The sequence below is a fragment of the Thalassotalea psychrophila genome, from assembly GCF_031583595.1.
GTDB classification, from domain to species: domain Bacteria; phylum Pseudomonadota; class Gammaproteobacteria; order Enterobacterales; family Alteromonadaceae; genus Thalassotalea_A; species Thalassotalea_A psychrophila.
This window is the reverse complement of record NZ_CP134145.1, coordinates 4,095,065-4,107,069: the sequence shown is the minus strand read 5'-3', so window position 1 is coordinate 4,107,069 and position 12,005 is coordinate 4,095,065. Positions and strand designations below refer to the sequence as shown.

The following is a 12,005-nucleotide window of genomic DNA, read 5'->3' as shown; positions in this document are numbered from 1 at the left end:
CTATAAACACATTCATTGTTTAAATTTTGTGCAGAAAATATGATGTTTCCCAAATATCTGCACATTATAGTCATTTTCGCAGAAATTAGCAGCAAAATACTGGTCTAATCACTGAACTTGGTATTAATTAACATTTTCTTTACACTTAAAGTCAAAAAAGGGGCACAGGCCCCTTTAGTAAATAATTTTAACTAACAGGGCAAAGCCCTGATGTTTACTGGTTAAACAAAGTGTTTATATGGCTGGCAAAGTCGTTTGCTCCCATAAAACCGGTAACTCGTTGTTGACTTAATTCTTTACCATTTAAATCAAAAAACAAAATCGAAGGCAACCCAAACACTTCAAAGTGCGACATTATTTCAATATTTTGCTCTGAAGCAGTCTCGGTTAAGTCAATTTGAATTAGTACCGTATTTTGCAATGCTTGTTTTACTTCTGGTTTTGGAAAAGTGTATTTTTCAAATTCTTTACAGGCAATACACCAGTCGGCATATAGATCTACCATCACTGTTTTTCCATTAGCGTTAGCCACTGCAACTTCGCTAGTTAACTGCTCTAAAGTTGTTACTTTGATAAATTCTTGATGAACTTGCTGCTGCAATCCGGGCTTATCGAATACCGTGTTATAAGCTAAATTAGCACCTAAAAACATCATAAGAAAAATTAACAATGAACGTAACCCATACCAAATGCCTGCTGGCGATTTACGATTATCGTTATTGACCATATAGAAGTAAGTTGCGGTGACTAATAATAATGCTGCCCACAATAGGTTCGCAATTGTTTCTGATAAGAAACGTTCAAGTAAAAACACTGGAACAGCGAGTAATAAAAAGCCGAAGATGTTTTTAATTACGGTCATCCAATTACCCGCTTTCGGGAGTAATTTACCACCTGAGCTACCTAATGCTAGTAACGGTAAGCCCATTCCTAAACTCAACACATATAATGCCGAAGCTCCTAAAAATAGGTCCCCCGTTTGCGCGATATAAATTAATGCACCAGTAAGGGGCGCTGTAGTACAAGGTGAAGCCACTAAACCTGAAATAGCACCCATTACAAAAACAGATGTAATAGAACCACCTTTTTGGCTATTACTTAAATTGTTAAGTTTGTTTTGTAAACTTGCCGGTAAAGCTAAGTTGAATACGCCAAACATCGATAGAGCTAAAAATACAAATAAAATACTTAAGCCAATTAGAATCGCAGGGTGTTGAAATGCGGCTTGAAATTGCGCGCCAGCTAATGCAACTACAATGCCTAAAGCAGTATAGGTAATGGCCATACCTTGAACGTATGCCATAGATAAAGTAAATGCCTTTCTGGTTGTAAGACTTTCGCCTTGGCCAACAATAATGCCCGTTAAAATAGGATACATAGGAAAGACACAAGGAGTAAAAGATAGTAGTACACCTAAACCAAAGAATGTTAATAATGTCCAAAATAAACTACTGCCGCCAAGCATTGAAGCAAGTTCATCTTGTTGGCTAACGGATGTAATTTCATTATCATCTATTTTTGCAGCTGAAGCCGACTCATTATTAATGGCGCCAAGTACTGAACTAGCAGTACTTTCTTTTGCATTGTCAGCACTGTAATCATTTAGCGGAATAACATGCTTCGTTGGCGGGTAACATAATCCTTTTTCAGCACAACCTTGAAAAGTAAGCGTTAACTCACCATCTGGTCCAGACTGTGCAATGGGTATAGTAAATTTTACTTGATTGTAATATACCTGTTGTATACCAAAATACTCATCTTCATGATCTTCGCCTTGTGGTAAATTAGGTAAAGAGAATTCAGTACGTTCTGCTTGAAACTTTAACTTATCTTTATATAAATAGTAGCCATCAGCAATGGAAAAATACACTTCTAGTTGATTGCCTTGTTGGCTAAAATCAAACTGGAATGCTTGGTCAACGGGTAAGAACTCTTTGTCGTTACTAAACAGAGAATCCATCGAGGTATCGAAAATTGAATCTTGAGCATAGGCAATATTACCTAACAAGGTAATTGTTATTAGCAATGCATTTATTATTGAGCGCATAAATTAATTTTTCACAGTATTATTTATCCAGTTTAAATACAGCTCATTACCTTGCTGGATATTCAAGGTAATAATTTTAACTACATCTGATGAGTGTAGTTTTATTATATTATTTTCAACTTCGCTAAATGCCGCAGTTTTCGTTTTTATCAAGAGCGCCACTTTTTCATCGCAATGAATTAAGCCTTGCCACTAATATAGCGATTTTTATGAAGCATATTAACACAAGCCGCTAGTTTTTCAGATACTAAGTGGTTAGCAATTGTTTTAACTATGTCATTATCCGGGTAATTACATGCAACAACGAGATACATGATAAATTTTATACCTTAACCATTAATACAATAAACATTAATGATATTGATAGAGTAAAGTATAATCAATTGCTAACGGTTGAAATAGACCTGATAACCCCCATATTAGTTTCATCATTATAAATATTTGGACCATTAATGTTTAAAGTTTTATTTTTATTATTTATTGTTATGCCAATTGTTGAAATTATGGTGTTGATGAATGTGGGTAGTTTAATTGGCGCTTTACCCACTATTGGTATCGTTATTCTTACCGCCTGGATTGGTGCTGCTATGGTTCGTCAACAGGGTATGGCAACTTATCAATCAGTGCAAAATAAACTTGCTCAAGGGCAAATTCCTTCAGATGAAATTATTGCGGCAATGTTATTACTGGTTGCTGGTGTATTATTATTAACCCCTGGTTTTATAACTGATGGTTTTGGCTTACTACTGTTATGGCCAGTATCTCGAGCAGTGATAGTAAAAGCAGTGCAAACGCAAATGGCAAAAAGTAAAGCCAACCCTAATAATGGCAGTACTTTCTTTTACAGTAACTTTCAGCAATCAGATCAACAGCAATCTCCGTTTCGTGATATAGATGAAAACTCATCCACTCATCATATAAATGATAATAAAAGTAACCAAACGATTGATGGTGAATTTGAGCGAAAAGATTGATCATTGAAGAAAACCTTTAATTATTACTAATTAGCGCTTTTATCGTAAATAAGCGCTATTTTTTTAGCTAATTTTCAGCAGTCCCCTTGAAGAGTAAAAAAAACATCCCCATCTGTTTATTAATAAAAAATTTTAATTATTTAATTTACCTAAATTGGAGACAGTAATGAGCATTCGTCCTTTACATGACCGCGTAATTATTAAACGCAAAGCTGTAGAATCAAAATCAGCTGGTGGTATCGTTTTAACTGGCAGTGCTGCCGAAAAATCAACTCGTGGTGAAGTTGTTGCTGTAGGCAATGGCCGTATTATGGAAAACGGTGAAGTTCGTGCATTAGACGTTAAAGTTGGCGACCAAGTTATCTTTAGTGAAGGTTACGGCGCGAAAGTTGAAAAAATTGATGGCGAAGAAGTTTTAATTCTTAGCGAAGCTGACATTTTAGCGATTGTTGAATAATTTCAACAAATCTCATAACAAAAGAATTTATAGGAAAAGATAATGGCTGCAAAAGACATATTATTCGGTAATGACGCACGAGCTAAAATGCTACGTGGTGTAAATGTATTAGCTGACGCTGTAAAAGTAACATTAGGTCCAAAAGGACGTAATGTTGTTTTAGACAAAAGCTTCGGTGGTCCAACTATCACTAAAGATGGTGTAAGTGTTGCTAAAGAAATTGAACTTAGCGATAAGTTTGAAAACATGGGCGCACAAATGGTTAAAGAAGTTGCTTCTAAAGCCAACGATGAAGCTGGTGACGGAACAACTACTGCTACAGTTTTAGCACAAGCTATTGTAAATGAAGGTTTAAAGTCAATCGCTGCGGGCATGAATCCAATGGATCTTAAACGTGGTATTGACCAAGCGGTTATCGCAGCGGTTGCTGAGCTTAAAGAGCTTTCTCAAGACTGTACAGATACTAAAGCAATAGAACAAGTTGGTACTATTTCAGCTAACTCTGATACTACTGTTGGCGAAATTATTGCTACAGCAATGGATCGTGTTGGTACTGAAGGCGTAATTACTGTTGAAGAAGGTCAAGCTCTAACAAACGAGCTAGACGTTGTTGAAGGTATGCAGTTCGATCGTGGTTACTTATCTCCTTACTTTATCAATAATCAAGAAAGCGGCAGTGTTGAATTAGAAAACCCTTTCATCTTATTAGTTGATAAAAAAGTATCTAACATTCGTGAATTACTAACAACACTTGAAGGTGTTGCTAAAGCAAGCAAGCCACTACTTATTATTGCTGAAGATGTTGAAGGCGAAGCCTTAGCAACATTAGTTGTTAACAACATGCGCGGCATCGTTAAAGTTGCGGCTGTTAAAGCACCTGGTTTTGGTGACCGTCGCAAAGCAATGTTACAAGACATCGCGACATTAACAGCTGGTACTGTTATTTCTGAAGAAATCGGTATGGAACTTGAGAAAGCAACGTTAGAAGACCTGGGTCAAGCTAAGCGCGTTGTTATCTCTAAAGACAATACAACAATTATCGATGGTATTGGCGAAGAAGCTGAAATTAAAGCTCGCGTTGCTCAAATTCGTGGCCAAATTGAAGATTCATCTTCAGATTACGATAAAGAAAAGTTACAAGAACGATTAGCTAAATTAGCTGGCGGTGTTGCAGTTATCAAAATTGGTGCAGCGACAGAAGTTGAAATGAAAGAGAAGAAAGCTCGTGTAGAAGATGCATTACATGCAACTCGCGCAGCTGTTGAGGAAGGTGTTGTAGCCGGCGGTGGTACAGCTCTTGTTCGTGTTGCTGACAAAATCAAAGATTTAGAAGGCGCTAACGAAGACCAAACTCACGGTATCAACGTAGCACTTCGTGCAATGGAAGCTCCACTTCGTCAAATCGTTTCTAATTGTGGCGATGAATCTTCAGTTGTATTAAATGAAGTGCGCAACGGTGAAGGTAACTATGGTTACAATGCTGGTACTAGCGTTTATGGTGATATGTTAGCTATGGGTATTTTAGATCCAACTAAAGTAACTCGTAGTGCGTTACAATTTGCAGCATCAGTTGCTGGTTTAATGCTTACTACCGAAGCTATGATCACCGATGCTCCTCAAGAAGCTGCAGCTCCTGCAATGCCTGATATGGGTGGCATGGGTGGTATGGGCGGAATGGGCGGCATGATGTAATTTTTGCTTGTCTAAATCAGTGATAGCAGCGTTACTTTACAACTCGTTTAAGAAAAAACTAAACTTCGTTGTAAAGTGCCTTGCTCTAACATGATTTACCCTGCGCAAAAACGTTTAATCTGTTTTGCTAAAAAGACCTGCTTCGGCAGGTTTTTTATTAGCTCGGTAATAGTAAACCCAAATATAGCAGCGTTGCTTTATTGCTCGTTTAAGAAATACTAAACGTCGCTATAAAACGCCTTATACTAAACAATTTATCCTGCGCAAAAAAAAACTGCTCAGATATCCATTTAAAAAGCTCGAAAGCCTAGGTTTTCGGGCTTTTTTCGTTTTTATAATAAGTCATTCATGAGAATGAGTGGTTTTTTTATAACGTCCGAATAAATTCGGACCAACCAGACCTAGACGTTTGGTTGGCGTGAATTCATTCGTGCGTTATTGCGTAGCAACTGTTGAGTCTGCTCTATATCCATTTATTTATACCTTAGAGAAATGTATTCCTAATACTGCCTTGAAAGTCATGCTGTCATTCGCTACAGTTTTCTAATACTCACCATAAGGTATTTATTTCCCCATATGAACACTGAAAAATTTAATCGCGCTATCCAATTAATTGATCAAGCCAATAGTGAAGATCCAAATATTGAAACTTGGCAAGGTAAGGAATACCCGAAAGAAGTTCTGTACTCGCTGCGGATGAGCGACATGCTAACTAATTTTATGCCTTCACCATCAACTGCATTAAAGTTAGCCGCGCGTAGCCAGCATATCTGTCGCTGGGAACATCCTCGCAAAGATTATGAAATGAATCGTTCCGGTTATTTATTGTGGCGCAAAGAGCAGAATAAATTTCATGCAAAAAAGACAGGCGAAATATTAGCATCAATTGATTTTGATGCTGAGACTATCGAAAAAGTACAGTTTTTATTGTTGAAAAAACAATTGAAAAAAGATCTACAAACGCAAGCATTGGAAGATGTAGTGTGCTTGGTATTCTTACAATATTATTTTACTGATTTTGCCGCAGCTCATAGCGAAGAGAAAATTATTTCTGTATTGCAAAAAACTTGGGCGAAAATGTCAGAGCAAGGCCACCAGAAAGCACTAACACTGTCATTGCCTGAAAATGATAAAGAATTGATTGTTAAAGCGTTGTCTTAATAAGTAAATGCCCTGAAAGGTCAGGGCATTATGTAGCACGCTGATTTACATTAAACTCGCTTGATCTACTTGATTAAAATCGAGGACCTCACCACCAAATTCTTGCGCAAAAGCTAAGGCATCACTTTGTTGACTAAAACTGGCTAAGGTTTTGCCCATAGCACCGGTTTTTTCAGAGCCGACAACAAACCAAGCTGTTTTCGCATCGATAAAATAGCCATCATCTGGCTCATCCCAAGGCATTTTACTCATATCATGAACATAAATTGTAGTAACGTTACGCTTGTTTTCTGGATCTAAATAAAAGCTAAACATATCTCTGGTTGAGCAAAATTTATGAACTTTATCGCCTCTATCTTCACGATATAATTCGCCTTTAGGACCGGAAAAGTTTGTGATTAACATGCCACATAAATGACACTCATCTGCGCTTTCAATTGCTTGTGCTTGGTAGATTATTTGTTGTTGATCTTGCTCTCCACAGGCAATTAAAAAAGACAGTGAGCTAGCAATTAAAATGCTTTTTAATAAATATTTCATTACAGAGTTTTCTTCTTAAGGATAAAAATTGCTAGGCTTAATGGCATCACAACCCAGGCAAACATGGAACTTATTAATGTGTTTTGTGACAAGCTAGAGTTTATGGCAATAGCTACCGCGCCATTTACATCGCTGCTGTCTAACCCTGCAAGGTTCACCAAACGGAATATGTCTGCTGGGTTTAATAACATTACTTGCGTTAACCCTTGTTGGCTTAAGCCGTTATCAATACCTACTAATAACGCCAATAGTGCTAAATCAAATACAAGGGCAAATAGAAACCAGGTTATTAAAGCAAAGCCTGCTGCCTTTGACTTTTCACTTACCGACAAACTGATCAAATAGGCAATAGCAGTAAAACTCAAACCAAGTAGAATGGCACTGCAAATGAACAAAGCGAAACTACTAAGAACTTGGCTATCGTCTAATTGAAAATACAATAAAGCAGCCGAAGTGCCAAAACCCAGTAATATGGCTAAGGCAATAATAGCTCCTTGGCCAAAAAACTTACCGAGTAATAATTGTGTTTTACTCAAAGGGTAGGTCAATAACAATAATAGTGTGCCACTTTCTTGTTCACCAACGAAGCTGTCGTAACTTATTAATAAGGCAATTAACGGGATAAGAAAAACCGCTAAGCTTGCCAAGCTGGCAATGGTAGTAGATAGCGATGCAATACCGATAGTGCCTGATGCTGCTCCGCCAAAATAGGTTAAACCCAAAGACAAAATAGTAAAAATAACCGTGATAGAAACTAGCCAGCGATTTCTTAAACCGTCTTGAAATTCTTTTGCAGCGACATTAAAAATTTGTTTCATTATTGTTCTCCTCTAAACTCGCTGGTTTGTTGAGTGAGGTAATGCTGATAAAGTTGTTCTAAATTAGCCGGCTCTATTTGAATATCATCCATTGCGTCATAAGACAGTAGCTGCTTTAAAATGGTTAACTTGTCTTGTTCTGGAACAAATAACGTTTGTTGCTCTAGCTCAGAGGTTAAAAACTGATTTAATTTAGGGTCACTACTTACTGCTCCATTTAGCCCTTTGGGTTTTATCCTAACCGGTAAATCAGCGTTTTTTCGTAGTTCAGATAGAGTTCCTGCGGCTAAAACCCGACCTGCAGATAAAATCATCGCTCGGTCGATATGTTGCTCAACGCCTGGTAGTACGTGTGAGCATAATATTATACTAGAGCCATTGGTTTTTAATTGATCTACGGTTCTATAAAAATCAGCTGTTGCTATTGGATCTAAACCTACGGTAGGTTCGTCTAATAATAATAATTTTGGCTCACCAATAAATGCTTGTGCTAAGCCTAGGCGTTGTCTCATCCCTTTTGAGTAGGTCTTAACCTGGCGTTTCATTGCGTGAGAAATTCCTACTTGCTCAAGTAAGTCAATGGCGGCTTTCTTATTGTAGCCTTTGAGTTTTGCAAAATAAGTCAATACTTCCAAACCAGTGAGTTGTTCATAAAAACTAACATTCTCTGGTAGATAGCCTATTTTCGCTCGGCTATGCCATGCTTCTTTAGAGTCGGGAGCCATGCCCATAACCTCAACACTGCCAGACGTTGGGGAAACAACTCCCAAAATTAGTTTCATCATTGTTGTTTTGCCGGCGCCATTATGACCAAATAAACCAAGTACTTCTCCTTGATTAAGGTTCATGCTAACCGATTCTAGGGCCGCTAATTGTTGATATTTCTTACCAACATTTTGTAAAGATATAAGTGGGACATTCATCTTAAATTCGACCTTTAATGTTTAGTATCTGACAGCTTATTATAGGCTGCTACAGATGTAGTGTTGTTTTGCTTAGATGACTGGTGCGGTGACTGCATTAATGGAAAGCTGTCTTTTACCCCCGGTGGTTTTAATATCGGAAATTGCTTTTGTACCCAACGTAAAATTACTATTGCCGGGCTATCCATTAACATCTTCATTTCTGGATACTGCCACACTAACTTATCAATGCCATCATTTGGCTCAAAAATCACGTCACCAACATTGTCATTGTTCATATCCCAACCGAGATAATTACTCCAATAATTGCCTTTACCGTCCTGACTCCATTCTTGTTTTTTATTGGAAACGTATTTCACTTGTGTCGGATTGTTGATAAAGCTATTACCAAACACTTTGGTGTTTTCAGACCCTGCGGTTAAATGAATACCAATTTCAGCGGTATTAATTAAATTATTACTAATGGTGTTATAGGCTGAGTTATAAACAAAAAGCCCTTTGCCATCACGACCTAGCACTTTGTTTTCAGGCTTAGTCCACACATTTTTAATGACATTGTCGGTAATTGTTGAGGAGGTGATAAAGTTCATCAGAAAACCGTAGTCTTCGCTGTTTTTGCTAGTGTTTCCTGACACAGTTAAATGCTTTGAGCTCATTAATGCGTAACCGGCACGAGTGTTATATGCGAGGTTATTCAACACTTTATTGTTATGTGAATACATGTAGTGAATACCATAGCGCAAATCATGCATGGTATTATTTTGCAGTACATTTTCTTGGCTAGAGATAATATAAAGACCATCTCTGGTGTTTGATACGTTGTTACCACGCACCAAAACATGCTTAACTATAGACAATTGTATGCCATTACCTCTATCGGCAGATCGTAAATTCGAGTTACCAATAATGGTGTTATTTAACACCTTAATATGCTCGGCTTTTTGTAACCAAATACCGAAGCCACTGCCTTGTAATTGATTATTTTGAATGAGTATGTTGCTAGCTTTTTTATCGGAATAAATAGCTGAGTTTTGTTCCGTTAAATCATCACCCCAGTTGATAATAGTTAAATCTTCAATGGTTATATTAGAGTTGTGTAAATGCAGACCATTACCAAGCCCTTGGGAATCAATTGTTGCTCCCTGTTTACCACGTACAGTAATTGCTTGGTTTATGGAAAAATTGCCGAAATAGGTACCATTGCTCAAAATGACTACGTCACCACTAAGAGTGCTATCAAGTATTTGTTGTAAATTATCTTGCGGTGAAACTTGCCACTCTTTTGCTATGGCTGTACTGCTGACAACCATTGTTAAGAATAAAAAAAGTAGTAATTTTTTGATCATTAAGATTAACATTGTTTAAAAATTAAGAGATAAAGCGTGATCCAATTAGGATCACGCTTTGGCTTTATGTTAAACGCAACCGTTAGGTCTCTACAAACATGCGACCGCGCATTTCCATATGTAGAGCATGGCAGAACCAGTTACAGTAGTACCATTGTACACCAGGTTGGTTAGCGGTGAATGTTATTGATGATGTTGCTTGTGGACCAATTTCCATTTGTACACCATGGTTTGTCATACAGAAACCATGAGTTACATCTTCAACTTGGTCTAAGTTAGTTACAACAACGGTAACTTCATCACCTAGTTTCACTTTAAAATCACTCATACCAAATGTAGGCGCAACAGAAGTCATGTAAACACGAACTTTTTTACCATCGCGAATAACTTTGTTATCAGTTTCTAAAGTAACACCATCTTTTTTCGCCATCGCTACAGTAGGAGCAAAGATAGGATCATCACGAGTCCACAGTTTATTAGGTTTCATTTTACTGCGATGAACAATCATACAATCATGCGGTTCAGCAAATGTAGGACCATCATGTATAAGTTTCATCTCATCACCAGAAATATCAATTAATTGATCATTTTCTGGACGTAGAGGGCCTACTGGTAAGAACCTATCTTTAGAGAACTTACATAAAGATATTAACCATTTGCCATCAGCATCACGTGTTTCACCTTGTGAAGTATGGTTATGACCCGGTTGATAATGAACGTCTAATTTTTGACGGATATAATTAACTTTTTCACCATTGTGCGCTTTGATTGCATCTTCAACATTCCATTTAGCAATTTGGCTATCAAGGAATAAAGTTGTATAAGCATTCCCTTTGTTATCAAACGCTGTGTGCAATGGACCTAAGCCTAGTTCAGGCTCGGCTACAATAGTTTCACGAGGTTTGATTTTATTTGCAAATAATGCATCTAGTTTCTTGATTGAGATGATTGAAACTGTTGGAGACAACTTACCGTTAGCAACAAAGTACTCACCGTTTGGAGAAGTGTTTAAACCGTGTGGTGATTTAGGCACTGGAATGTAACGAGTTAACTCAGAGCCTTTACGACCGTCTAATACGGGTACATCATTACCATTATAAGTTTTAAACTTACCGGCTTTTAACGCAGCTTCACAAGCTGCTAAACTGAAAATAACAACATGATCGCGTTCTGCGGTGATCATTTCGCCTAAGTTCATCCCCATTTCTGAGTTATAACAAGTTGATGCGAAGTATTTACCATCATAATCGGCATCGGTATTATCTAAATTACCGTCAACCATAACTTGGAAAGCCATTTCCATGGTTTCAGCATTAATAACATTATAAAGTGAACGGTATGTACTGACATCTTCCATGCCGTCTTTACCGTCGTTATTCATTGGGATTTCAAATTCGCCGTTACACACAACGTATTTTGTATGTGGTACCTTTTGTACTCGTAAACCATGCACAGCTTGTACGTTAGGAACGGTAAGCATTTTGTCACACTTCATCACGTCACAACGAATACGAGCAACACGAGAGTTTGCTTTATCGTTAATAAAAACGTATTTACCATCGTAATGACCATCTTGCATACTCATGTGCGGATGATGTGAATCACCTGCCATTAAATGAGCACTGTCGCCTTTTATGCGTTTACTTTCATCGGTTAAACCCCAACCCGTAGCACTGTCAGTGTTAAAAACAGGAATACGCATTAATTCACGCATTGATGGTAAGCCCATAATACGTACTTCACCTGAATGGCCGCCTGACCAAAAGCCGTAGTATTCATCAAGATCACCAGGGTGAACAAAAGCTTCGTTTTTCGCATATTCTGCAGCATTAGCTCTTGCCGTGCTTGCAAACATAGCCGCCGTCATTGGTGCAGCAATTGCGCCAGCACCTAATAGGGCGGTTTTACCAAAAAACTTACGTCTTTCTTTATTTTCCAGCTCCAATTCATTAGAGCGTTTATCATCGTTACTCATTCTCATTCTCCATCTTGCTTAATTGTAATTTATTAATTTTAATTACTTGGGTTGTTTAAAAAATTTTACTAT

The 12,005-nt window shown here is 37.6% G+C and carries 12 protein-coding genes; 4 read left to right on the top strand and 8 right to left on the bottom strand.

The genetic code is table 11. From position 1 onward, the window contains the following. Positions 1 to 214 precede the first annotated feature (214 nt). The 3 genes from RGQ13_RS17070 to cutA (RGQ13_RS17060) are packed head-to-tail and all read right to left on the bottom strand — an operon-like array spanning position 215 to position 2,361. Complete coding sequence (locus tag RGQ13_RS17070; protein ID WP_348390943.1) at positions 215 to 2,047, bottom strand: protein-disulfide reductase DsbD; 1,833 nt, start codon at positions 2,045 to 2,047, stop codon at positions 215 to 217. Positions 2,048 to 2,050: 3 nt separating this feature from the next. Then, complete coding sequence (gene cutA / locus RGQ13_RS17065) at positions 2,051 to 2,209, bottom strand: divalent cation tolerance protein CutA (protein ID WP_348390942.1); 159 nt, start codon at positions 2,207 to 2,209, stop codon at positions 2,051 to 2,053. 17 nt (positions 2,210 to 2,226) lie between these two features. Beyond that, positions 2,227 to 2,361, bottom strand: a complete 135-nt coding sequence (gene cutA, locus RGQ13_RS17060; protein ID WP_348390941.1) for a divalent cation tolerance protein CutA — start codon at positions 2,359 to 2,361, stop codon at positions 2,227 to 2,229. 138 nt (positions 2,362 to 2,499) lie between these two features. Here cutA (RGQ13_RS17060) and RGQ13_RS17055 point away from each other — a divergent pair, with 138 nt between their 5' ends. The 4 genes from RGQ13_RS17055 (at position 2,500) to RGQ13_RS17040 (ending at position 6,331) form a co-directional block, all read left to right on the top strand. Beyond that, the gene (locus RGQ13_RS17055) at positions 2,500 to 3,021 is read left to right on the top strand and encodes an FxsA family protein (RefSeq protein ID WP_348390940.1); all 522 of its coding nucleotides are present in this window, start codon (positions 2,500 to 2,502) and stop codon (positions 3,019 to 3,021) included. A gap of 166 nt (positions 3,022 to 3,187) precedes the next feature. Then, entirely contained in the window at positions 3,188 to 3,478 is a 291-nt protein-coding gene (locus tag RGQ13_RS17050; protein WP_348390939.1) for a co-chaperone GroES, read from the top strand. 42 nt (positions 3,479 to 3,520) lie between these two features. Then, the gene (gene groL / locus RGQ13_RS17045) at positions 3,521 to 5,170 is read left to right on the top strand and encodes a chaperonin GroEL (RefSeq protein WP_348390938.1); all 1,650 of its coding nucleotides are present in this window, start codon (positions 3,521 to 3,523) and stop codon (positions 5,168 to 5,170) included. 576 nt (positions 5,171 to 5,746) lie between these two features. Continuing rightward, entirely contained in the window at positions 5,747 to 6,331 is a 585-nt protein-coding gene (locus RGQ13_RS17040) for a DUF4202 domain-containing protein (protein WP_348390937.1), read from the top strand. Between the two features lie 45 nt (positions 6,332 to 6,376). Here the strand turns inward: RGQ13_RS17040 and RGQ13_RS17035 are convergent, their stop codons facing one another. From RGQ13_RS17035 to nosZ, 5 genes are all read right to left on the bottom strand, one after another. Beyond that, positions 6,377 to 6,871, bottom strand: coding sequence for a nitrous oxide reductase accessory protein NosL (locus RGQ13_RS17035; protein ID WP_348390936.1), 495 nt, complete (start codon positions 6,869 to 6,871; stop codon positions 6,377 to 6,379). Then, positions 6,871 to 7,689: an ABC transporter permease gene (locus tag RGQ13_RS17030; protein WP_348390935.1), complete on the bottom strand. Its 819-nt coding sequence runs from the start codon at positions 7,687 to 7,689 to the stop codon at positions 6,871 to 6,873. The genes RGQ13_RS17035 and RGQ13_RS17030 overlap by 1 nt, the downstream gene beginning before the upstream one ends. Then, positions 7,689 to 8,612 carry an ABC transporter ATP-binding protein gene (locus tag RGQ13_RS17025; protein ID WP_348390934.1) on the bottom strand — a complete coding sequence of 308 codons (924 nt, stop codon included), beginning with the start codon at positions 8,610 to 8,612 and terminating at the stop codon, positions 7,689 to 7,691. The genes RGQ13_RS17030 and RGQ13_RS17025 overlap by 1 nt, the downstream gene beginning before the upstream one ends. A 14-nt stretch (positions 8,613 to 8,626) precedes the next feature. Further along, positions 8,627 to 9,958: a nitrous oxide reductase family maturation protein NosD gene (locus tag RGQ13_RS17020; RefSeq protein WP_348390933.1), complete on the bottom strand. Its 1,332-nt coding sequence runs from the start codon at positions 9,956 to 9,958 to the stop codon at positions 8,627 to 8,629. Between the two features lie 82 nt (positions 9,959 to 10,040). Beyond that, positions 10,041 to 11,933, bottom strand: coding sequence for a TAT-dependent nitrous-oxide reductase (gene nosZ, locus RGQ13_RS17015; RefSeq protein ID WP_348390932.1), 1,893 nt, complete (start codon positions 11,931 to 11,933; stop codon positions 10,041 to 10,043). Positions 11,934 to 12,005: the final 72 nt, after the last annotated feature.

Excerpts from the sequence above, each read along its gene's own strand:
- cutA (WP_348390941.1), bottom strand. The coding sequence starts at position 2,361 with ATGTATCTCGTTGTTGCATGTAATTACCCGGATAATGACATAGTTAAA.
- RGQ13_RS17070 (WP_348390943.1), bottom strand. The coding sequence starts at position 2,047 with ATGCGCTCAATAATAAATGCATTGCTAATAACAATTACCTTGTTAGGT.
- groL (WP_348390938.1), top strand. The coding sequence starts at position 3,521 with ATGGCTGCAAAAGACATATTATTCGGTAATGACGCACGAGCTAAAATG.
- RGQ13_RS17025 (WP_348390934.1), bottom strand. The coding sequence starts at position 8,612 with ATGAATGTCCCACTTATATCTTTACAAAATGTTGGTAAGAAATATCAA.
- RGQ13_RS17040 (WP_348390937.1), top strand. The coding sequence starts at position 5,747 with ATGAACACTGAAAAATTTAATCGCGCTATCCAATTAATTGATCAAGCC.
- RGQ13_RS17030 (WP_348390935.1), bottom strand. The coding sequence starts at position 7,689 with ATGAAACAAATTTTTAATGTCGCTGCAAAAGAATTTCAAGACGGTTTA.
- RGQ13_RS17055 (WP_348390940.1), top strand. The coding sequence starts at position 2,500 with ATGTTTAAAGTTTTATTTTTATTATTTATTGTTATGCCAATTGTTGAA.
- RGQ13_RS17050 (WP_348390939.1), top strand. The coding sequence starts at position 3,188 with ATGAGCATTCGTCCTTTACATGACCGCGTAATTATTAAACGCAAAGCT.
- RGQ13_RS17020 (WP_348390933.1), bottom strand. The coding sequence starts at position 9,958 with ATGATCAAAAAATTACTACTTTTTTTATTCTTAACAATGGTTGTCAGC.
- RGQ13_RS17035 (WP_348390936.1), bottom strand. The coding sequence starts at position 6,871 with ATGAAATATTTATTAAAAAGCATTTTAATTGCTAGCTCACTGTCTTTT.
- nosZ (WP_348390932.1), bottom strand. The coding sequence starts at position 11,933 with ATGAGTAACGATGATAAACGCTCTAATGAATTGGAGCTGGAAAATAAA.